We start from the raw sequence: 22,367 nt of genomic DNA on the forward strand, positions 1-22,367 counted from the left end.
ATAGGTATTGAATGATCTATATAAATATCTGGCTGTGTCCTTTGGCATAGCATTTATTGTTACAGCTATCCTCGGACCACTTTTAATTCCGCTGTTAAGAAGGCTAAAATTTGGTCAAAACATTCGTGAAGAAGGTCCGGCCAGCCATTTACAAAAGTCCGGAACACCAACCATGGGTGGAATAATGTTTTTAATCGGTATTACCATTGCCAGCTTTAGTTTGTTGAGATGGAACATTCCCATGTCTGGAGCTAAGGAAGGCTTGATTGTGCTGGCAATGACCATTGGCTATGGTTTAGTGGGCTTTTTAGATGACTTTATTAAAATCGGTATGAAAAGATCATTGGGTTTAAAGGCCAGAGAAAAATTATTGGGTCAAATTATTTTAGCCCTAGGGTTAGCACTAATTGCTGTAACAGTGTTGGGTAGGGGCACAGATATTGTGATCCCCTTTTCCGGATTCTTAGTTGATAACGGCTTGCGGTTTGATTTAGGGTTTGCGGGGTACTTGATTTTTTGCACTTTAGTGGTGGTGGGCACCAGTAATGCAGTCAATTTAACCGATGGCTTGGATGGTTTGGCTGCCGGTACAACAATGATTGCTACCCTTCCCTTTATTACAATTGCTTTAGTCAGTGATCAGGCCGGGGTGGCATTGGTGTTGGCGGCGGTGGCCGGCGGTTGTTTAGCATTCTTAATATATAACCGCTACCCAGCCAAAGTGTTTATGGGGGATACCGGTTCCTTGGCCTTGGGTGGAGCCATAGGGGCAGCAGCGGTTTTGACCAGAAGTGAGATATTTTTAGTGATTATTGGCGGCATTTTTGTTGTGGAAGCTTTGTCAGTGATTTTACAAGTTATTTCCTTTAAAACCACCGGCAAACGGATTTTCAGGATGAGTCCCTTACATCACCACTTTGAACTGTCAGGTTGGTCGGAAAACAAAGTGGTCTTTACCTTTTGGTTTGTTGGCGTACTATTTGGGATAGTTGGTGTGTTGGGCATTTATAACCTGGTATAATTAAGCTACTTCACGTAGGGGAATTTGGAGTTTTGAATGAACAATTGCTGTAAAGTTAACTTTGTTAGAACACAAACGCAGGTGGCTTTTTGCCCTTGCTTCATGTAAAAGAGTTACTTAAAAACCCGACACCTGCTGCAGTAAGCGAACGACATATAGTTGAGCAGCGAACCGAACTTAGCGAAGTAGGCTGTCGGAGGCAGGGTGGCGCATAGGACGTGCGCCACCGGTATCTCAACGTGCAATTGTCATTCAAAATTCAAAATTCTTAATTCATAATCGTTTCGGTGTCTGGTACACAAATAAAAGTTTTAACTGGAATATGCCTGATTGAATAGTAATCTTTAAATAAGGTTTAAAGGAGAAACTACTATGCATCTAGATGATAAAAAAGTGTTGGTGGTGGGGGCTGCTAAAAGTGGTTTGGCAGCGGTGGAGTTTTTGGTTGATAAAGGGGCAACGGTAACCCTCACTGATGCTAAATCCATGGCGGATTTGGGTGAAGTTGTTCAGCAACTGGCTGAAAAAGGGGTGCAATTGGCGCTGTCTGGGGAGTACCCAGACCCTCTAAAGGAAGGCTATCATTTTTTAGTGGTCAGCCCTGGGGTGCCTCTAACTGTGCCGCCCATAGCCCAGGCCTATGCCGCTGAAATTCCGGTGATTGGGGAATTGGAATTGGCCTATCGTTTTGCCGAGGCGCCGATAATTGCCATTACCGGCACCAATGGTAAAACCACCACCACAGCGCTGGTGGGAGAAATTTGTCAAGCTGCCGGATGGAATACTTTGGTGGGTGGTAACATTGGTTTACCACTAATAAGTCAGGTGAAAAACTATCGGCAAGATGATGTGATTGTGGCTGAAGTTTCCAGCTTTCAGTTAGAGACCATTCAGACATTTCGACCCCGGGTGGCTGCAATATTGAATATTACTCCTGATCATTTGGACAGGCATGGTTCGGTGGCTAATTATGTTAATGCTAAAGCGAAGGTGTTTTCTAATCAAGTGCCCACGGACTTTACCGTTTTAAACTACGACAACCCAGATACAGCGGCCCTGGCACAACTATCCTTAGGACGGGTTATATTTTTCAGCCGTCAGCATACCTTAGAAACAGGAGTTTATATCCAAAATGGGAACATAGTGGTGGCTATGGATGGAGTTACCACTGAAATAATTCCTGTATCTCAATTGAACATACCCGGCGGGCATAACTTAGAAAATGCTTTAGCTGCGGTGGCCTGTACCTTTGTGCTGGGGATTGGTGTGGAAGCCATCAAAAACACATTAAATTCCTTTAAAGGCGTTGCCCATCGTTTGGAAGCAGTGGCCGAAATAAATGGGGTCAAATATGTCAACGATTCCAAAGGCACAAACCCCGATGCTTCCATTAAGGCACTGGAGGCCTATCAACAGCCCATTGTTTTAATTGCTGGTGGATTAGGGAAAGGCAATGATTTCACCGAGATGGCTAAGGTAATTAAAGAGCGGGTGCGGCTGTTAATTTTGTTGGGGAAAGATGCTGCCCAAATTGAACGGGCAGTGCAGCAACAGGGCTTTACCAACATTATTAGTGTTAAAGAATTTTCGCAGGCGGTAACGGTGGCCAGTGGAGAGGCACAACCAGGAGAGGTGGTGCTACTTTCACCGGCCTGTGCCAGTTGGGATATGTTCAAAAGTTATGAAGAGCGCGGAGATCTCTTCCGAGAGTTGGTGCTCAAACTGAGGGGGTAACGGTTGTGCGGTTAAAGAAAAGATCACCGGACTTTATCCTGTTTCTAACGGTCATAATGCTTTTGAGCATTGGTGTTGTAATGGTATTTAGTGCCAGCCAGTATGTAACGATAATTCGTTACGATGATTCTTTCTACTTTTTTAAACGGCAGATGTTGTGGGCAACGCTGGGCGTCGGGGCAATGATATTTATGATGAACTTTGACTACTTCAGAGTGAAACGGTGGATTGGCCCAATTGTAATTTTCGCCTTTATATTGCTGATTTTAGTGTTGGTACCGGGAATCGGTAAAGAAGTCAATGGTTCCAGACGATGGATCAATTTTGGCATTATTTCCTTTGCACCGGCGGAATTGGTTAAACTATGCTTAATCACCTTTGTGGCCTTTGGGCTAACCCGAAAGCAAGCGCTGATACACAGTTTTAAGCAGGGATTACTACCTTATTTGATGGTGATGGGCTTGGCCGCTGGTTTAATTCTGTTGCAACCGGACTTGGGGACTGCCGTGGTGTTGTGCGGAACCATTATGATTATGTTTTTGGCTGCTGGGGCTAAAATGTTGCATTTATTTGGTTTAGGTGGTATAGGCGCCTGTTTAGTGGCATTAGCTATTTATTTTGAGCCCTACCGCATGCGTCGGTTTTTGGCCTTTATGGACCCAGAGGCTGACCCCCAGGGGACTGGCTATCACATACTACAATCACTATATGCCATTGGTTCAGGTGGATTGTTCGGTATGGGTCTAGGTCAAAGCAAACAAAAGTTTCTTTATCTGCCGGAAAACCATACCGACTTTATATTTGCCATTATTGGTGAGGAACTAGGTTTTATAGGGGCCTCTTTGGTAATTTTATTATTTATCCTATTTGCCTGGCGGGGCCTAAAAATTGCGCTGACATCGCCAGATCCCTTTGCCAGCCTGTTGGCTACTGGCATAACTTGTGGTATTGTATTACAGGCAATAATAAATATGGGCGTGGTAACTGGTTCGATGCCTGTTACCGGTGTACCGTTACCTTTTATCAGTTTTGGTGGTACATCGATGTTGTTTACCATGGCTGGCGTGGGTATTTTGCTCAATATATCTAAATATTCTACGCCACGTTAGATGTAATTTTGAATGGCTATCTTAGAATGTCCTGCGGGCAGGCATAGAAACCTGCCCCTACCTTTATTAAAGAGGGGTGAATTTTTTGCGGGCTATTGTTACTGGTGGTGGCACCGGTGGTCATATCTACCCAGCTTTGGCCATCGCCGAGGGAATAAAGACTAGGTACCAAGGGGCGGATATACTTTATGTTGGTACTGATAGAGGCCTAGAAGCAGACATCGTTCCCAAGGCTGGTTATCCGTTTAAAAAGATCAGTGTATCCTCTGGGTTTCAGCGCAAACTGTCTTTAAAAAATATTAAGGTGCTTTGGCAAGCTGGCCAAGGGATATTTGAAGCCAGACAGATAGTCAGGGATTTCAAACCGGATATTGTTATTGGCACTGGAGGTTACGTTTGTGGTCCGGTGGTGATGGCAGCGGTGATGCAAAAAATCCCCACTTTGATTCATGAACAAAATGCTATGCCTGGTGTGACCAACAAAATATTGTCCCGCTATGTTACCCAGCTGGCGGTTACCTTTGAGGACTCCATTGCCCGTTTTCCCAATCAGACCCGTGTAAAATTGACGGGTCTGCCTGTGCGTCCGGAGATTTTTTCGGTGGATCAACAAGCTGCTTATCAAAGGCTGAAATTAAACCCTGATCAGCCGGTGCTTTTAGTTTTTGGCGGTAGTCGGGGTGCCAGAAATATTAATATGTCAATGATTGAGGTGGTAAAGGAGTTACAAAATACCGACATTCAAATATTACATGCCACTGGTAAAATTGGCTACCAAGAATACATAGATGCATTACAAAATGCAGGTATATCGTTGGATAATATTGGGAACATTACCACTATACCATATTTGTATAATATGCGGGATGCCCTTGGGGTGGCAGATTTAGTGGTCTGCCGGGCAGGTGCTGCCACGTTGGCGGAATTGACTGCTTTGGGTTTGCCCAGTGTTTTAATACCGTACCCCTATGCTGCTGAAAATCACCAGCAGTATAATGCTCAGGCTTTGGTGGAGCGGGGAGCAGCGAGAATGATATTGGACAAAGAATTAACGGGAGAATTGCTATTGGCACAGATAAATGAATTATTGGCCACCCCAAATAAATTGAGTACCATGGCTGAAAACAGTTTGCAAATGGGTCGGCCTGGCGCACTGGATGACATTCTGAGCCTTATTGACAAGTCATGTAACATATAAAGTTGTATATGCATACTATAATCCCATAATAACACTTATGTGGGGTGCTAGTGTGGGAAGGAGTTGAAAGAAGTGATTGATATCCCCAATAATATTCACTTTATAGGAATAGGTGGCGCTGGCATGAGCGGTATCGCTAGAATCCTTGTTGGATTGGGCTATAAAGTCACCGGTTCGGACATAAAAGAATCAGCAGTAACTGAAAAACTAACAGACATAGGGATAAAATGCTTTATTGGACATAGAAAAGAAAACGTAGCAAATGCTCAAATGGTGGTTGTTTCTACCGCAATTCCCCCACAAAACCCGGAGTTGGTGCAAGCTAAACAGCAGAACATACCAATTGTGCACCGTGGTGAGATGTTGGCGAAACTGATGGCCAGACAAAAGGGAATTGCTGTGGCTGGTTCCCATGGTAAAACCACCACAACTTCGATGATGTCACTGGTGTTGGAAAAGGCAGGCTATGACCCCACTATCGTCATTGGGGGTGAACTGAACGATATTGGTGGTAATGCCAAATTAGGTCATGGTGATTATTTGGTAGCGGAAGCAGATGAAAGCGACGGCTCATTTTTGCTTTTGGAGCCTAACATGGTGGTGCTGACAAATATTGAAGATGATCACCTGGATCATTACGGGTCAGTGGACAAAATTTTTGAAGCTTTTAAAAGCTTTGTTAACAAAATAAATTCTGGTGGATTGGCGGTATTGTGCTACGATGATCCCAATATCCGCAAACTACTGCCAGAGATTACTGCGCCAACGGTTACCTATGGCACCGCTGTAGAAGCTGATTACACCATTAGAAACATGGCGTTAAACGGCAAAGCAAACAGTGCCGATGTTTACAAAGGTGATCAATACATTGGCAGGTTGGAATTGGCAGTGCCTGGTAGACATAACTTGTTAAATGCGCTGGCAGTGGTGGCGATGTCGCTACACATTGGGTTAGACTTCCCTGCTGTGGCAGAAATTTTGTGGCACTTTAGAGGTGTACACCGTCGTTATCAGTTATTGGGTGAAGTTAATGACATCAAAGTGGTGGATGATTATGCTCATCACCCCACCGAAATTAAAGCCACCCTGCAAGGTGCTCGTCAGACCAACCCAGCTAGGATTATTAGTATTTTTCAGCCCCATCGGTATACCAGAACTAAACAACTGCATGAACAATTTGGGGCAGCATTGACCGGTGCTGATATTGTAATTATTAATGATATCTACAGCGCCGGGGAATCACCCATTGATGGTGTTACTGCCCAATTAATTGTCAATGCTGCCCGCAGGAATAATATTGCTCAGGTGGTCTATATAGAGGATTTAAAAAATGTTGCTCCCTATGTGGCAGGTATTGCCCAACGTGGCGATTTAATACTTACCATGGGCGCTGGGAATGTTTGGACTGCCGGGGTAGAATTGGTCAAAGAACTTAAGGAGCGCTTTTAATGGTAACGGGTGCGACGTTAGATAAACTGCGCTTTGCTTTTGGTACAAGATTATTAATTAATGAACCAATGGCAAACCACACCAGTTGGCGGATTGGTGGACCAGCACAATACCTAATTGAGCCTAATAACGTGGAAGAATTAAGATCAGCGATAGTATTGGCCAAAGAGTTGGGTTTAGAATTAACTATTATCGGCAATGGTACCAATTTATTAGTAAAGGACAGCGGCTTACCAGGGCTGGTGATTAAGCTAGGTCATGGCCTAAACCAAATAGCTGTCGCTGGCAACATCATAACCGCTGGCGCCGGAGCAATGTTGCCGGTGGTGGCCAGAACGGCAATGCAAAATGGTTTAGCTGGCTTGGCTTGGTCAGCAGGCATACCCGGTAGCGTTGGTGGAGCGTTGGTGATGAATGCCGGTGCCAATGGGTCCAGTATTAGTAAAATCACCAAAACCGTTAAAGTGATGGATGGCAGTGGTGGCGTAGTTGAACTGACCAAAGAACAACTGAGTTTTGGTTATCGTACCAGTGCGCTGCAACATAGTGATTTCATTGTACTAGAAGCCACCTTTGTATGCCAACATGGCAGCAAAGAACAGATAAAAAAAGAGATGGATGAGTACATTGCCAAAAGAAAAGCAGTTCAACCCCAGGGTTACCCCAATGCCGGCAGTGTATTTAAAAACCCCCAAGGGGCTGCGGCTGGCAAACTAATCGAAGAAGCGGGTTGCAAAGGCATGAAAAGAGGTAATGCACTGGTTTCGCCCATTCATGCCAACTGGATTGTTAATTTGGGTGGTGCATCCGCCGAGGATGTTTTATATTTAATAGATGCTATAAGAGAAAAGGTTAAAGAGAAATTTAACGTTTCCCTCCAGCTTGAGGTACGTGTGCTGGGCTAGCATACGCTTGCTTGGAGGTGTAACACGTGGATAAAAATACACAAAAGTTTTTAATCGTGGGTGGCAACCGTTTAAAAGGGACGGTGAAAGTAAATGGTAGTAAAAACGCCTCACTACCAATATTAGCTGCCACACTTTTGTGTACTGAGACTGCCAGATTAAAGGATATACCTAATTTGCAGGATATCAAGAACATGAAGGATGTTTTGGGATATCTGGGGGCAAAGGTGACATCTAATGGGCATGATGTAGTCATAGACAGCGGTAATGTGCAATCAGTGGAAATAGCGGAAGACTTAATGCGCTTAATGCGGGCATCAAACTTGGTGCTAGGACCGTTATTAGCAAGGTTTAGATTTGTCAAAATCAGTTATCCCGGTGGTTGCAATATTGGCAGCAGACCAATGGATCTACATTTAAAGGGTTTAAAGAAAATGGGGGCCCATATCAGTGAAAAATTCGGTTATATCACTGCTGAAGCACCAAATGGTTTGCAAGGAGCTGAGATTCACCTTGATTTACCCAGTGTCGGTGCCACTGAAAACCTAATGATGGCAGCCACCATGGCCAATGGTCAAACCATTATTAGAAATGCGGCCAAAGAACCGGAAATTACTGATTTGCAGGACTTTCTTAATGCCATGGGAGCAAAGGTTACCGGTGCTGGCACTGACACCATCAGGATTGAGGGAGTGGAGAGCCTTCACGCCACTGAGTACAAAGTGATACCAGATCGGATTGAAGCTGGCACTTATATAGTGGCAGCGGCTATTACTGGCAGTGAGATTGTCATTAAGAATGTTATTTCTGAACATCTGGAACCAGTAATTGCCAAGTTAACGGAAGCTGGGGTGCAGATGACTGTTAAAGAAGATTCTATCCGCGTCCACAGTTGTGAACGCCCCAAAGCAGTGGATATTAAGACGATGCCTTATCCGGGATTTCCCACTGATATGCAACCCCAAATGATGGCACTATTGTCAGTGGCCGAAGGAACTAGTATCATCAAAGAAACCATTTTTGAGAATAGATTTAAGCATGTGGCTGAACTAAGGCGTATGGGTGCCGATATCACCCTGGAGGGCAATACCGCCATTATCCGGGGAGTGCCAAGTTTGTCGGGGGCTTATGTTGAGGCTTCTGATTTAAGGGCAGGTGCTGCATTAGTGTTAGCAGCAATGGCTGCCGAAGATGGAACGGTATTAAATGCCATTGAACATATCGACCGTGGTTACGAAAGAATTGAAAAAAAATATAATAGCTTGGGTGCTAGAATCATCAGAGTAAACAGCTAATAATCAGGGGACGGAACCCATGTCTCAGTGAAGACATGGGACCCGTCCCTATGTCTTACCTATGTCTTACCTATGTCATTTTAAAGTAAGTCCTAGCGATCTAATGGGTTTTACTTGGACAAGCATATATATTAGGTTATAATTAAATTGTTATGGAATTGTAGGTGAAGGAATTGGCAAAAATTAGACCTGTGGCAAAGGGACAAAGACATAATTATATGCAGGCAGTTTTTTTTGTGCTTTTAATCTGCTTTTCAACTTACGTTTTGCTACAGTCACCGCTTTTTAATGTTAGAAACATTCAAGTGGTGGGCAGAAGTGAAATATCTCAACAAGAATTGGTTAAACTATCCGGTATTGTGTTGGGTACCAATATTTTTAAATTGGACTTAAAAACAGGACAAGAAAAAATTAGCCTGCTCCCAGCGGTTAAGGAAGTTGAACTGACTCGTAAATTTCCTTCCACAATTATAATTTCAATAACTGAAAGACAACCAGTGGCTTTTTTACCACTGAATAAGTCCTTTATAGAAATAGATAATGAAGGAATATATTTAAGGCAGGGAGAAATAAATAAGAAAGACATACCAATTATAACAGGTTTTACCATTGATGAAGTTAAACCAGGTCAGAAGGTTTCTGATGAAAAAGTAGACATTGCGCTGATGGTTATTGATCAACTGCCGGAGAAGTTGGTGAGTCAGTTGTCCGAAATTCATATAGATCAGCATAATAAAATTATTATTTATACCATTAATGGCATTCAGGGTCGACTTGGCTTGCCTACAGAGATCGCACAAAAGGGTGATATGTTTGTTCAAGTACTAAACCAGCTTGATAACGGTCACATGATAGATTATATTGATATTACTTCGTTTAAAACACCGGTGGTCAAGTATTATTCCACTTCGGAGGGGATAGCATCATGAAATCAAAGAACTACTACTGGCCCATTGTTATAGTGGCGATTGTTTTTGGTATTATGCTTGCTTTTCAGTTTAAGACCCAAGAACACATAAATGACCCGACAATTGAGCGGACCACCCAACTTAATGCTGAAATAGAACAGAAAAAAAAGAAAGTAGCTGAATTGAAAGAACAGGTGGACGAAATGAGGTTAACTTTAGAAAAAGCTGCTTCTCAGCCAGAATTAAGCATTATGCAGAGCAAACTAAAAACTGTTGGCATAATGGCTGGCACTACGCCGGTAAAGGGCCCCGGTATCGAGGTAACTTTAAATGACAGTAATATAGCTCTGTCACCGGACCAGAATCCCAATCTTTATGTGTTACATGACGAAGATGTTTTAAAGGTTTTAAATGAACTGAAAGCTGCTGGGGCCGAAGCCTTAGCGCTCAACGATCAGCGGTTGATTGCCACCAGCGAAATACGTTGTGTTGGACCTACAATATTAACAAACGGCAATAAACGGCTGGCGGTCCCCTTTGTAATCACAGCCATTGGTAATCCTGACACTTTATATAACTCACTGTTTATGAAGGGTGGAGTGGCGGAACACTTAAAGTACTGGGGAATACAAATATCTGCGAAAAGAGTGGCAGAAGTGGTAATTCCCAGCTATAACGGCTCCATTACCTATGAATTTATTCAGGAAGGGGAAGGAACAGGAGCATGAAGAAGTCAATGTATGTCTCGCTCTTTATTACCACCCTATTGTTGGGTTTGATGATTGCCTTCCAATTTCGTAGTAATACAGGTGGCGTGCCCACTGACCGCCCCCGGGAACTAACGCAGGAATTAGCTCAATTGGATGAAGAATATAAAGAATTGCAAGCAGAGGCGGCTGATTTACAAAAGAGTTTAAATCAAATGCAAACCGGCGGCAAATACGAAACCATGCAAAAGGAACTTTATAAAGTACGAATGGCCGCTGGGATGGAACCGATCACTGCACCGGGGATCGAAATATTATTAGATAATCAACCTCCAGATGACCGGACTGGTTTTGATCCGGAGTTATTTTCCATCAGCTACGAAGATATTTTAAGGGTGGTTAATGAACTCCGGGCAGCAGGTGCTAAGGCAATAGCGATAAATGATCAACGGTTGGTGGCCACCAGTGAAATTCGTAGCGCGGGTCGGTTTATTGATGTGAATCTAACCAGATTAAATTCACCTTATACAATCAAAGCTATTGGTGACCCAGAAAAGTTGGAAAGCAGTTTGATAATTAAAAATGGTATGGTGGATACACTTAAAGAATGGGGAATTGCTGTTACCATAACAAAAAAAGAAGAACTAACGGTGCCGGCATATTTAAACTCACTGGAATTTAGCTATGCAAAACCTTTAGAAGAAGGTGAAAAATAATAATGTGGCTGGGGATTATTCTAGCAGGTCTAGGGTTATTTTTAGGCTTAACCATCGGCTTAAAGGTGCCGATAATTTTACCAGAAGTATATAGCCCGTACTTAGGTTTAGCGGTATTGGCAGCTTTGGACTCAGTTTTTGGTGGCATTAGAGCAGGCATGGAAGATCACTTTGACAATACGGTGTTTTTATCTGGTTTTTTTAGCAATGCACTGTTGGCAGCGGGGCTTGCTTATATCGGTGAGAAATTGGGAGTTGCGTTATCTACAGCTGCGGTAGTTGCCTTTGGGGTACGTTTATTCCAAAATTTAGCCATAATAAGACGCCATTTGATAAAAAAATAGTATTTTTTATTGCCTACTTAAAAGGGAATTTCGCTTTAATGTTGAATTTACAGATAAAGTAAGTTTAGGGGGATGGCTGGTTGTGGACGGCAATATAAAAGCTGCCCTGGACATAGGTACATATAACATTAATGTGGTGATAGCAAACGATGCAGCTAGCAAAAATATAATTGGCTATGGTGAATCCCCCTCCATAGGGTTTAAAAAGGGCATGGTATCCGATATTGAAGCTTGCGCTAAATCCATCAGAGCAGCGGTAGAACAGGCAGAAAAAATGGCTGGGGTTCGAATATCGTCTGCATATGTTGGTTTTTCTGGTAGTGAAATAATCAGTACCAATATTATTTCAACATTGGAGTTAAATCAACCTAATAAGGAGATTAGCAGTTCGGATATCCAGTTGATAAAGGATTCTTGTGGTACAAAGGTACATACCGAAGAGTTTTTAATAATCCATCTAATACCGAGGGATTACGCCGTCAATGGCTGTTGGGGTATAGACGATCCAACTGGGATGGTGGGCAGCAACATGGAATTGGAAGCACATTTGGTTCGGGCTCGGGTTGCCGCCATCCGAAACCTGTACAAAGCATTGCAAAGGGCAGAAATTAAGCCAATGGAGCTACTATTTACACCTTTGGTTATAGCAGAACAGCTTTTGGAACAGGCAGAGAAAGAAATAGGTACCATGGTGGTTGATATAGGCGGTTCCACCACTGGACTATGTTGGTATCACCGAGGTAAACCATGGCTGACAACGTCTTTGCCAATTGGCAGTGAACATATTACCAGTGATATGGCTATCGGTTTAAGGGCGCCAATGTCTGTGGTAGCTGAAATTAAATCAAATTTTGATTTGGCAGAGATTGCCGCCAGCGCCGAAGAAATAGAAATTACTGGTCTTTCGGACCATCAGTTAAAGCGCGTTAGTGGTCAATTAGTTAAAAAAATAATTGAAGCTCGGTTATCTGAAATTATTGACCTCATTCAAACCTCCATTATTAACTACGGACAAGGGGTAACACCAACGGAGTTGGTGCTTGTGGGAGGCGGTTCTAAATTAAAGGGTTTGCCGGAGTTTTTTTCTCAAACCATTGACATACCAGTTCGAGTGGCTGATATCAATGGGACTGCCGCTCAGTTGTTAATCAATTATGGCGTACAGAAACATGCAAAGAAGTATCAAAAGGATGAAAAACTTCTGAAAAAATTTAAAAGTACGTTCAGAAGCGTAATAAATAGATTTAAAAACTAAAACAATCATTTATTTTTGTACTATCAGTGAGGAGGATTTCTTAAATGCTGGATTTCGAGCTGGACTATAAGCAATTTGCAAATATCAAAGTCATTGGTGTCGGTGGTGGTGGTAATAATGCTGTTAACCGCATGATAGAGGCAGGGCTAAAAGGGGTAGAGTTTATATCAATAAATACAGATGCCCAATCATTGCATTTATCACAATGTACAACCAAAATTCAAATAGGTGCTAAACTAACTAAGGGCTTGGGTGCTGGGGCCAATCCAGAAATTGGTAAAAAGGCTGCAGAGGAAAGTAAAGAAGAAATTCTTGATTCTTTAAAGGGTGCCGATATGGTATTTGTCACCGCAGGTATGGGTGGCGGAACCGGTACCGGTGCAGCACCGGTGGTGGCTGAAATTGCCAAAGAAATTGGTGCCTTAACGGTTGGAGTTGTAACTAAGCCCTTTACCTTTGAAGGTCGAAAAAGATTAACCCAAGCAGATGGTGGTATTAACGAACTAAAGAGTAAAGTAGATACTTTAATTACCATTCCCAATGACAGACTGCTGCAAGTAATAGACAAAAATACCTCTATAATTGAAGCTTTCCGCATTGCCGATGATGTATTACGTCAAGGTGTTCAAGGTATTTCTGACTTAATAGCTGTTCCTGGCCTAATCAACCTAGACTTTGCTGATGTGAAGACAATTATGAAAGATACCGGCTCGGCGCTGATGGGAATTGGTAGTTGTGCCGGCGAAAATCGTGCTGTGGAATCCGCTAAGGCCGCAATTTCCAGTCCGCTGTTAGAAACCTCCATCGAGGGTGCCCGGGGCGTGTTATTAAATATTACTGGGGGTTCATCACTGGGGCTGTTTGAAGTGAATGAAGCGGCAGAAATTATTGCTCAAGCTGCCGACCCAGAAGCAAACATTATTTTTGGTGCGGTTATTGATGAATCAATGGGTGAGGAAGTACGGGTGACGGTAATTGCCACTGGTTTTGATCACCGGCCAAGTAAGAAGGAACGCCCCAAAACAGATATGGATATTAAACCCTTTGCCAATCATGATGATTTAGATATTCCTGCTTTCTTGCGTCGTCGGGGATAATATTAATGCATATAATGTTAGTTTAAGTAGTATAATTTCATAAATTTGATTTAATCATTAGGGCTTGATCTATTCAAGCCCTAAATTTTTACATGGGAGGATTGCATGGAGACAGCCAATAAAAAGTTTGCTATCGGTGATTATTTAAAGTTTGCATTTTTAGGCGAGATCACATTTTTATTGATTGTAATTATGCTGGCATATTTTAGCACAGCTTTGTTTAACATGTTTCCACAACTGTTGGATATTATTAAGGTTATTATGAATGGTTTGGCGCAAAAAGTGGGCGATGATACCCAGTCTGGTATGACAGTGAAAATATTTGTCAACAATTTTTTAATAACTGTCACGCCGATATTAATCTTTTCAATTCAGTTGTTACCCTTTAGACTTATAAAAGCATTGGCTGTATCGTTGTCATTGTATATTGGATTATTTTTGTATTTATTTAATGCAGTGGTAATTGGTTTAACCTTTGGTGCTATGGATATGATGATGAATGTAAGCTTTACCAGTTTGCTGTTGATTAGTTTAGTTCACGGCTCTTTAGAATTATTTGCCATGTCTGCCGGCACATTGTTTGCTTTTTATTACCGTTATGCTGCGGACCAACCTTTAATAATTGGCAGTGAGCTTTTTTATAACAACCTTTTTAGAGGACAAAAACTTGCCATTGTAATTTTACCACTACTTTTTGCCATTTTGGCTACGGCAGCTTTGTTAGAAGTATATGTTTCTGCCCCCTTGGCAGCAATAATAGTGGGCGGTGCATGATAAACCCCGGTGTCAGAAATACTAGTGATAAAAAAGCTCACAGGGGGGATCACTTAATGAGAAAGCCAAGAAAAGAAATGGTAGAGGCAATTCAGGCCACCCGCAAAGAGGGAGTAAATCGTCAACGGGGCACCCAATTGGTATACCACCCTGAAAGGGGGCCACAGAAAAGGGGTTCCAGCAGAGAAAGATAATTTTCTGCCAGATCCGATTTAATATGTGAAAAAAATCGTCACTTAGCAACCAGATATTGACAAATATAACAAACCCTGGCGTGTATAATGGAGTCAGGGTTTTTTTGCGTGGTTTTTTAAAAACAAGTGATAGGTCAATATATTAAATAACATTATATGCATGGTTAAAACGTAGCTGGCTTTTGCCCTTGCTTTGCGAATAAAAGGTTAATTAAAAAAACCGGCGTCTGCTGCAGGTAGGGAACGGTCTTTGACCGTTCCGTTTTCCGCAACATTAATTGGAACAACAACGGAATGGTCACAGACCATTCCCTACGGCGAAGTAGGCTGTCGGAGGTAGGGTGGCGCATAGGACGTGCGCCACCGGTAGATTAAATCGAACATAGGTATTTCAATTAACCTAGCGTTAATTGGTTATATGACATAAAAGTACATAACAAGCCATATACTGGTAGTGAGTACAGTTGGAGGCTCCTGTGATGACTAAAGTGGTTTACCTCGATATTGTCTTGGTAGGTAACCTAGTAATGAATTTTTTGATATTGTGGTCCACTGCTAAGTTTGCCAAACTACACCCCGGCCGCTGGCGATTATTGTTAGGCGCAGTGGTGGGGTCAATTTATACATTGACTGTTTTTATTCCAGAGTTATACGCTTTGTTGCACTGGATTTGCAAATTGACAATATCGATTTTAATGGTGTTAATTACCTTTGGCATGTTACCGGGTCGCCAATTACTGGCAACGTTATTTTACTTTTACCTATCATCCTTTGGGCTTGGCGGTTTAGTATTTGGTTCAATGTATTTTATGCAATCAGTTGGTTATAATGACCAAATTTTTACTTTCAGTCAACTGATAAAAAATTATTTTTGGCATGGTATTTTGCTGGCAATCATTATTATTTTGATCATTGGCCAATGGGGCTCACTGGTACACCGAAAAAGAGTGTGGCAACAGCAATTTAAAAGGGATGTAACCATTAAAATTTCAGACCAACAAGTGCAACTTCAGGGTCTTTTGGACACAGGCAATGGGTTAACAGATCCATTAACCGGCTTGCCTGTGATGGTGGTTGAATACCAAGCTGTAAAACCAATATTGCCCATGGAGATTAAACAACTTTATGAGTCTAAACAACATGCCGATTATATTCAGGTGCAGCAGGCGGTGACAGCTTCAGCTTGGGCAACCCAAGTCTGTTTTATTCCCTTTCAATCCCTTGGTAAAAAAAATGGATTATTGCTGGGTGTCAGGCCTGATGAAGTGAGGATTAAAGTTGGTAACCAGGTTGTTTCTACAACCAAAGTAATAGTTGCTATTCATCAGGGTGAGTTATCCACTGATAATGGGTATCAGGCATTACTACACCCCGAGCTAATGAAAGTGGCTTGTTGATAAAAGCAAAATCAAAATATACTTTGCAAGTATCTCAGGAAGGAGTTGTGCAATTGGGGAACCTAAATCAAATTAGATTGGTGATGAGACTAACTATAACGCGGTTCCTGCGTTGGTTGGGGCAAGATCCTGAGGTGCATTATGTTGGCAGCAGTGAAGCACTGCCACCGCCTCTCACTTCAGATGAGGAAACCAACTTAATACAGCAGTTGGAACTGGGTGATGGATCAGTTAGAAGCATATTGATAGAGCGCAATTTAAGATTGGTGGTCTACATAGCCCGTAAATTTGAGAATACTGGTGTGGGCATTGAGGACTTAGTTTCCATTGGTACCATTGGCTTAATTAAAGCAGTAAATACCTTTGATCCCCAAAAAAAAATAAAACTGGCCACTTACGCTTCCCGTTGTATTGAGAACGAAATATTAATGCATTTAAGACGTAACAATAAAACCAAGTCAGAGGTATCCTTTGATGAACCGCTGAATATCGACTGGGATGGCAATGAACTGTTGTTGTCGGATGTTTTAGGAACAGAAAATGATGTTATTTACAAATATATTGAAGAGGAAGTGGATAAAAAGCTATTGCATTTAGCGCTCCAAAAATTAAATGGTCGAGAGAGAAAAATTATGGAATTGCGTTTTGGATTAAATAATTGTGAAGAAAAAACCCAGAAGGAAGTGGCTGATTTACTGGGTATTTCGCAGTCCTATATCTCCAGATTAGAGAAGAGAATTATCAGAAGACTGCAGAAGGAAATCCACCGGATGGAATAGATGTATGTATATTTAAAAACTGCCAAGGTAATAATTGAATTAAGCAAGTGAATAAAGCAGAAAGAGGTGGGGGACCAAAAATGCTGGTCAACAAAGTAGAAATCTGCGGTGTTAACACTTCAAAACTCCCTGTACTTACAAGCAGTCAGATGCGCGCTTTGTTTGAGGCCATGCATAACGGCGATGCCGATGCACGTAACCGGCTTATCAATGGTAACCTCAGGTTGGTTCTAAGCGTTATTCAACGCTTTACCAATCGTGGTGAATGTGTGGACGACTTGTTTCAGGTAGGTTGTATCGGTTTGATGAAAGCAATCGATAATTTTGATTTAGGTCAAAATGTTAAGTTCTCCACCTATGCAGTACCAATGATTATAGGTGAAATTAGGCGGTATTTAAGGGACAACAATCCAATTAGGGTAAGTAGGTCATTAAGAGATGTGGCATATAAGGCACTACAGGTGAGGGATTCCTTGGTAAACAAACATTCCCGGGAACCTTCCATTAATGAAATCGCCAGTGCGTTGAATATCCCCCGGGAGGATATTGTCTTTGCGCTGGATGCTATTCAAGAGCCAATTTCCCTTTTTGAGCCCATTTATCACGATGGTGGCGATCCCATTTTTGTAATGGATCAAATCAGTGATGATAAAAATTTAGATCTAAGTTGGCTAGAGGGAATTTCCATTAGAGATGCGCTCAGCAGGCTTAATGACCGGGAAAAGCACATTTTAACTTTGCGGTTCTTTGAGGGGAAAACCCAAATGGAAGTGGCTGAAGAGATTGGTATATCCCAAGCCCAGGTTTCCAGATTGGAAAAGGCGGCCTTAGGTCATATGCGAAAACATGTTTAACTGGGGGTTAACGAGATGCGCCCGCTAATGCTAGCAACAATTGTGGTGGCCACTGCCGTTACCAGCAACGGACTGTTGTTAAACGCCCCTGTGATTGAGGCGTATAACCCAAATAACCTATACCGTAACCTAGATCATTTAACGATACCTGCATGTGAGAACAACCTGAATGAAACAAGCAAATTTAACCAAAGTTTTGACTGGGCGATTTAATCGCCCTTTTTAGTTTTATTGATATAGATATCGGTGGCTTTCGTGTGGTTCGACATTTGTCTTGTTGTTGGGATGTAAGTTACTTCTAAAACCCGTATCCTGCTGCACCGCTCACTTAAGGATAGTTTTGCAGACTGAGCGCTAAGTTTTGTCCTGCGAAGGAATCGGAGCGAACGGTGCAAAATCACCTGCTTTTTAAACAAACATAGGATAAAACCAACAAACATGCATAATCACCCCAAAACAAAAAAGCAATAGTTGAATCAATTCATAATTCTAACTAGGCACATCTCGCTCATATACATATTATGGGGAGGTGCAAAATAGATGGTTAAAATTTCAGAATTAAGAACCCGGGAAATTATCAACGTGGTGGACGGGCGTAGACTGGGTGTAATTAAAGATATAGACATCAATATGGAGGATGGAAAAATCAGTGCCCTGATACTGCCAGGCACTGGTCGCTTTATGGGACTATGGGGTAAGGATGATGAATTCGTGGTACCTTGGGAAAAAATTGTTAAAGTGGGCATGGACGTAATTCTAGTGGAGGTTAATGTTATGTCCGATAGGCATGAGTACCTAAGATAACTTAGTCTAAACAAAGTACTCCACTCTGGAATGGGGAAATAAATTGGCAATGGTGGTGGTAAAAAATTCCTTAACCTCTTGCATCGTCTCTTTGGGGTAGACATATTTGACATAACCAAATTGACCGTACTTAACAGTTCTTTTTTCTTCGTCCATATCCAAGCTGGAACTGGGGAATACTTCATTAATTATACCCTTGGCCCGTTTGGTAAAGCGATGGGTGATTAATTCAAAGGTGATATCTGCCTTTAAAAAGGCAGGTATTTGATCATTTAAAGCAGTTAGTAGTTCGGTATAGTCATGTTGCCAATTGTCTTCTAATATAATCGGGGCGATGATAAATCCCAGTGGGTAACCGGCGTGGGCTACTTTGCCAGCCGCTTCCACCCTTTGGGGCATGTCAGGGGTGCCGTGCTCATACTTTTTGATTACCGGTGCACTGTTAAGGCTGAAGCGAAACCGGGTGTGGTTATTGTGGTTAACATCCAGCAGTGAATCCACATCGGTAAACTTAGTGACAAATCTAAATCTCCCTAACTGCTGTTGACCAAAAAATTCAATGGTCCTTTTGAGTGCACCGGTATAGCGTTCAACAGCAATGGGGTCAGAGGTGGCTGCTCCCTCAAATATAGTTATTTCTGGACTGCGTTTCTCAATGTACTTTTTAGCCCGGTTCAATATGTCTTCAATATTGACATAAACCCTAACATAAGGCTTTTTACCCATGTTGGTAGCTAAATAACAATATTCGCATTTCCCTGGGCAACTGGTGACCAGCGGTAGCTGAAAATGGGCTGAAGGTTTACAAGTTTGAAAATCCATGCTGCGTCGCACACCTACAACCAACGTACGTTTGCCTTCTGCATAGGCCTCTTGTGGTGTTTTCCCCGGAATAGCAGTGACTCGGTTATGGGAAGGGGTTTGGTTCACCTCAGCGCCAATATCGGTAAAATATTGATACAGTTCCTTGCCCAATGGATATTGCAATGCGTCGGGTTCAAAATATACCCGTTTTGGAATAAAGGACAACGTTTTCACCCCGTATAATTAGTTCTTCTATTTATATTGTCCGTTAACGTTACTAATCAATCCTTTCAGTAAGGTGGTAAATCCTGTATAATAGCTCTGGTGATTTGAAATGGTGATAAGAATCAGCATTCAAAATTAAGGACCTATGTCCCATAACACATTTCTGGAAATAGTAACAATATCTTATTGACTAACTATATATTGTGTATTAAAATAAACTTACCCACTAGGTGTTGGGGAATTCGCCCACCCTAGTTATTTTATGCCATTGACGGTTTTGTAAGTGAGGTGTGAGTTTTGCGTTGTCCTTTTTGCTCGTATCCTGACAGTCGAGTATTGGATTCTCGTCCTGCCGATGACGGACAGGCCATCCGTCGCCGCCGAGAATGTATCCAATGCAACAGACGTTTTACCACCTACGAAAGGGTGGATGAAATACCACTGGTGGTGGTAAAGAGGGATGGTCGTAGGGAAGTTTATGATCATAGCAAGTTGCTGCGCGGATTAATTAAAGCTTGCGAAAAGAGACCGTTAGCAGTTAGTCAGTTGGAAAAATTAGTTTCTGACATTGAAAAAGAAATTCGCAACCAAATGGTCACAGAGGTGAGCAGCACCAAGTTGGGAGAAATGGTGCTGAATTGGTTACGACATGAAGATGAGGTGGCCTACGTTCGGTTTGCTTCGGTTTATCGGGACTTTCAGGGCGTAGAGAGCTTTATGCAAGAATTGGAACGATTGAACAAAGAATAATAGATTGGATTCCAGGGAGGATATATGTATGACGTTTAAAATGATCAGGAAAAGAGACGGCCGGGAAGTTCCCTTTGATGAAGCCAAAATTACCGATGCTATTTTTAAATCGGCCCGTGCCGTTGGTGGTGAAGATCGCACCTTGGCAATGGAATTAACCATTGAGGTGCTTAAATATCTGAAAAAGAAATATAACGGCAATATTTTCGGGGTAGAAGATGTTCAAGATGCAGTGGAAAAGGTGTTGATTGAAGAGGGCCACGCCCGTACTGCCAAAGCTTACATTTTGTATCGAGCAAAACGTACTAACATCCGGGAATCCCGCAGTGACTTGATGGATGCGGTGGAAGAAATTCTGGAAGAAACCAGTAAAGAAAATGCCAATGTTAGCAACTCACCCTCGGCAAAAATGTTACAAATCGCCAGTGCGGCCAGCAAACAATATTACTTAACCCGCTTAATTCCAGAGGATATGGCCTTGGCCCACAAACGTGGAGATATACATATTCACGATCTGGATTTTTATGGCAAAACCTTGACCTGCATACAAATTCCTTTGGCTAGACTACTCAAGGAAGGATTCAACACCGGTCACGGCTATATTAGACCACCAAAACGTCCCACATCAGCAACAGCATTGGCAGCAATTATTCTACAGAGTTCACAAAATGATATGCACGGTGGCCAGTCCTTTGCTTTCTTTGATCGGGATATGGCGGAGTTTGTTAAGGATGCTGACGATTTTGAAACTTACCAAGCGATGGAAGCGTTAATATATAATCTAAACTCAATGCACAGTCGGGCCGGCGCCCAAGTACCTTTTTCATCCCTCAACGTAGGTACCGAAACATCCGAAGATGCCCGCAAAGTTACCCGCAACCTACTATTGGCATACGAGGCTGGTTTGGGACGGGGTGAAAACCCAATCTTCCCCAATATCATCTTCCGCCTGAAAGAGGGAGTGAACTTAAACCCAGGGGACCCCAACTACGATTTATTCAAATTGGCCTTAAGGGTAGCAGCTAAGCGCCTTAACCCAAGCTTTAGTTTTATGGATAGCTCCTTTAACAGTGAGTTTGGCGATCAAGTCAGTTATATGGGTTGCCGTACCAGAGTAATGGCTAACCGCAGAGGGCCAGCGGTGACCGATGGTCGGGGTAACCTGTCCTTTACCACCATTAATTTGCCTCGGATAGCTATTAAAGCAGAAAGGGACATTAAAAAATTCTACCGCTTGCTGAACGATACCATTGATTTGACCAAACGTCAACTTTACCATCGCTATCAGGTACAGGCGGCACTAAAGGTCAAAGACATGCCCTTTGTTATGGGTCAGGGTTTGTATATTGATTCAAAGAGTTTAAGACCAAATGATACCATTGAAGAGGCCATTAAACATGGCACATTGTCCGTTGGCTTTATTGGTTTGGCAGAAACCCTAACTGCTTTAATTGGTGTTCACCATGGTCAAAGTGAAGAGGCCCAGGCCCTTGGTCAAGATATTGTGTCCTTTATGCGTAAAAAAATAGATGAAGCCTGTGAAGAATACGATTTGAACTTTACTCTGTTGGCGACACCGGCAGAGGGTTTATCTGGACGGTTTATCAAGATTGACCGCAAAGAGTTTGGCGTCATCCCTGGTGTAACCAACAAAGATTATTACACCAACTCATTCCATGTACCGGTTCATTTCTCTATTAATGCCTTTGACAAAATTGCATTAGAGGGACCGTACCACAAGTACTGTAATGCAGGCCATATCAGTTATGTAGAATTACCCAGCCCACCAACCCATAATACCGAGGCCATGGAAGCCATCGTGCGGTTTATGAAGGAATCTGACATGGGTTATGCGGCCATTAACTTCCCAGTGGATTTTTGCACCGGTTGTAATTTGACCGGAGTAATTGACGAAGATAATTGTCCCCGCTGTGGTTCACCATCTATTCGTCGGGTAAGAAGGATCACCGGTTACCTCAGTACTGTCGATCGGTTTAATGACAGTAAATTGGCAGAACTGAAAGACCGAGTGGAGCACAACCTGTAAA

Annotated in this window: 23 protein-coding genes; 22 read left to right on the plus strand and 1 reads right to left on the minus strand. The window is 42.4% G+C overall.

What is annotated here, in order from left to right:
- Positions 1-7 precede the first annotated feature (7 nt).
- From mraY to V6C27_08450, 20 genes are all read left to right on the plus strand, one after another.
- Positions 8-1,021, plus strand: a complete 1,014-nt coding sequence (gene mraY, locus V6C27_08355) for a phospho-N-acetylmuramoyl-pentapeptide-transferase (GenBank protein MEG6616426.1) — start codon at positions 8-10, stop codon at positions 1,019-1,021.
- A gap of 372 nt (positions 1,022-1,393) precedes the next feature.
- Positions 1,394-2,755, plus strand: a complete 1,362-nt coding sequence (gene murD / locus V6C27_08360) for a UDP-N-acetylmuramoyl-L-alanine--D-glutamate ligase (GenBank protein MEG6616427.1) — start codon at positions 1,394-1,396, stop codon at positions 2,753-2,755.
- Positions 2,756-2,760: 5 nt separating this feature from the next.
- Positions 2,761-3,864, plus strand: coding sequence for a stage V sporulation protein E (gene spoVE, locus V6C27_08365; protein MEG6616428.1), 1,104 nt, complete (start codon positions 2,761-2,763; stop codon positions 3,862-3,864).
- An 85-nt stretch (positions 3,865-3,949) separates the two neighbouring features.
- Positions 3,950-5,062 carry an undecaprenyldiphospho-muramoylpentapeptide beta-N-acetylglucosaminyltransferase gene (gene murG / locus V6C27_08370; GenBank protein ID MEG6616429.1) on the plus strand — a complete coding sequence of 371 codons (1,113 nt, stop codon included), beginning with the start codon at positions 3,950-3,952 and terminating at the stop codon, positions 5,060-5,062.
- A 72-nt stretch (positions 5,063-5,134) separates the two neighbouring features.
- Positions 5,135-6,511: a UDP-N-acetylmuramate--L-alanine ligase gene (murC, locus tag V6C27_08375; protein MEG6616430.1), complete on the plus strand. Its 1,377-nt coding sequence runs from the start codon at positions 5,135-5,137 to the stop codon at positions 6,509-6,511.
- On the plus strand, positions 6,511-7,416 hold the full coding sequence (gene murB / locus V6C27_08380) for a UDP-N-acetylmuramate dehydrogenase (protein MEG6616431.1): 906 nt from the start codon (positions 6,511-6,513) through the stop codon (positions 7,414-7,416). Before murC ends, murB begins: the two co-directional genes overlap by 1 nt.
- A 26-nt stretch (positions 7,417-7,442) precedes the next feature.
- Entirely contained in the window at positions 7,443-8,711 is a 1,269-nt protein-coding gene (gene murA / locus V6C27_08385) for a UDP-N-acetylglucosamine 1-carboxyvinyltransferase (protein MEG6616432.1), read from the plus strand.
- A 173-nt stretch (positions 8,712-8,884) separates the two neighbouring features.
- The gene (locus tag V6C27_08390) at positions 8,885-9,640 is read left to right on the plus strand and encodes an FtsQ-type POTRA domain-containing protein (GenBank protein ID MEG6616433.1); all 756 of its coding nucleotides are present in this window, start codon (positions 8,885-8,887) and stop codon (positions 9,638-9,640) included.
- Complete coding sequence (locus V6C27_08395; protein MEG6616434.1) at positions 9,637-10,347, plus strand: DUF881 domain-containing protein; 711 nt, start codon at positions 9,637-9,639, stop codon at positions 10,345-10,347. The genes V6C27_08390 and V6C27_08395 overlap by 4 nt, the downstream gene beginning before the upstream one ends.
- Entirely contained in the window at positions 10,344-11,042 is a 699-nt protein-coding gene (locus V6C27_08400; protein MEG6616435.1) for a DUF881 domain-containing protein, read from the plus strand. Before V6C27_08395 ends, V6C27_08400 begins: the two co-directional genes overlap by 4 nt.
- 2 nt (positions 11,043-11,044) lie before the next feature.
- The gene (locus V6C27_08405; protein ID MEG6616436.1) at positions 11,045-11,386 is read left to right on the plus strand and encodes a small basic family protein; all 342 of its coding nucleotides are present in this window, start codon (positions 11,045-11,047) and stop codon (positions 11,384-11,386) included.
- A gap of 82 nt (positions 11,387-11,468) precedes the next feature.
- On the plus strand, positions 11,469-12,641 hold the full coding sequence (gene ftsA, locus V6C27_08410) for a cell division protein FtsA (protein MEG6616437.1): 1,173 nt from the start codon (positions 11,469-11,471) through the stop codon (positions 12,639-12,641).
- 44 nt (positions 12,642-12,685) lie between these two features.
- A complete protein-coding gene (gene ftsZ, locus V6C27_08415) occupies positions 12,686-13,738 on the plus strand; it encodes a cell division protein FtsZ (protein MEG6616438.1) in 1,053 nt (350 codons plus the stop codon).
- 105 nt (positions 13,739-13,843) lie between these two features.
- Positions 13,844-14,512 (plus strand): hypothetical protein, encoded by a 669-nt coding sequence (locus V6C27_08420; GenBank protein MEG6616439.1) that lies wholly within the window; start codon positions 13,844-13,846, stop codon positions 14,510-14,512.
- A gap of 56 nt (positions 14,513-14,568) precedes the next feature.
- Positions 14,569-14,706, plus strand: coding sequence for a hypothetical protein (locus tag V6C27_08425; GenBank protein ID MEG6616440.1), 138 nt, complete (start codon positions 14,569-14,571; stop codon positions 14,704-14,706).
- Between the two features lie 479 nt (positions 14,707-15,185).
- On the plus strand, positions 15,186-16,103 hold the full coding sequence (gene spoIIGA / locus V6C27_08430; GenBank protein MEG6616441.1) for a sigma-E processing peptidase SpoIIGA: 918 nt from the start codon (positions 15,186-15,188) through the stop codon (positions 16,101-16,103).
- 53 nt (positions 16,104-16,156) lie between these two features.
- The gene (gene sigE, locus V6C27_08435) at positions 16,157-16,882 is read left to right on the plus strand and encodes an RNA polymerase sporulation sigma factor SigE (protein MEG6616442.1); all 726 of its coding nucleotides are present in this window, start codon (positions 16,157-16,159) and stop codon (positions 16,880-16,882) included.
- Between the two features lie 80 nt (positions 16,883-16,962).
- Positions 16,963-17,736 carry an RNA polymerase sporulation sigma factor SigG gene (gene sigG / locus V6C27_08440; protein MEG6616443.1) on the plus strand — a complete coding sequence of 258 codons (774 nt, stop codon included), beginning with the start codon at positions 16,963-16,965 and terminating at the stop codon, positions 17,734-17,736.
- 15 nt (positions 17,737-17,751) lie between these two features.
- On the plus strand, positions 17,752-17,949 hold the full coding sequence (locus V6C27_08445) for a hypothetical protein (GenBank protein ID MEG6616444.1): 198 nt from the start codon (positions 17,752-17,754) through the stop codon (positions 17,947-17,949).
- Positions 17,950-18,276: 327 nt separating this feature from the next.
- Positions 18,277-18,540, plus strand: a complete 264-nt coding sequence (locus tag V6C27_08450) for a YlmC/YmxH family sporulation protein (GenBank protein ID MEG6616445.1) — start codon at positions 18,277-18,279, stop codon at positions 18,538-18,540.
- A gap of 6 nt (positions 18,541-18,546) precedes the next feature.
- On the opposite strand, the gene splB is transcribed toward V6C27_08450, so the two are convergent.
- Positions 18,547-19,569 carry a spore photoproduct lyase gene (splB, locus tag V6C27_08455; protein MEG6616446.1) on the minus strand — a complete coding sequence of 341 codons (1,023 nt, stop codon included), beginning with the start codon at positions 19,567-19,569 and terminating at the stop codon, positions 18,547-18,549.
- A gap of 297 nt (positions 19,570-19,866) precedes the next feature.
- On the opposite strand from splB, the gene nrdR reads away from it, so the two are divergent.
- Together nrdR and nrdD are read left to right on the plus strand one after the other, a co-directional pair.
- Positions 19,867-20,319: a transcriptional regulator NrdR gene (nrdR, locus tag V6C27_08460; protein ID MEG6616447.1), complete on the plus strand. Its 453-nt coding sequence runs from the start codon at positions 19,867-19,869 to the stop codon at positions 20,317-20,319.
- Positions 20,320-20,347: 28 nt separating this feature from the next.
- Positions 20,348-22,366: an anaerobic ribonucleoside-triphosphate reductase gene (gene nrdD / locus V6C27_08465; GenBank protein ID MEG6616448.1), complete on the plus strand. Its 2,019-nt coding sequence runs from the start codon at positions 20,348-20,350 to the stop codon at positions 22,364-22,366.
- Position 22,367 lies beyond the last annotated feature (1 nt).

Source organism: Peptococcaceae bacterium 1198_IL3148, assembly GCA_036763105.1.
Lineage (GTDB): Bacteria > Bacillota > Desulfotomaculia > Desulfotomaculales > Desulfohalotomaculaceae > JBAIYS01.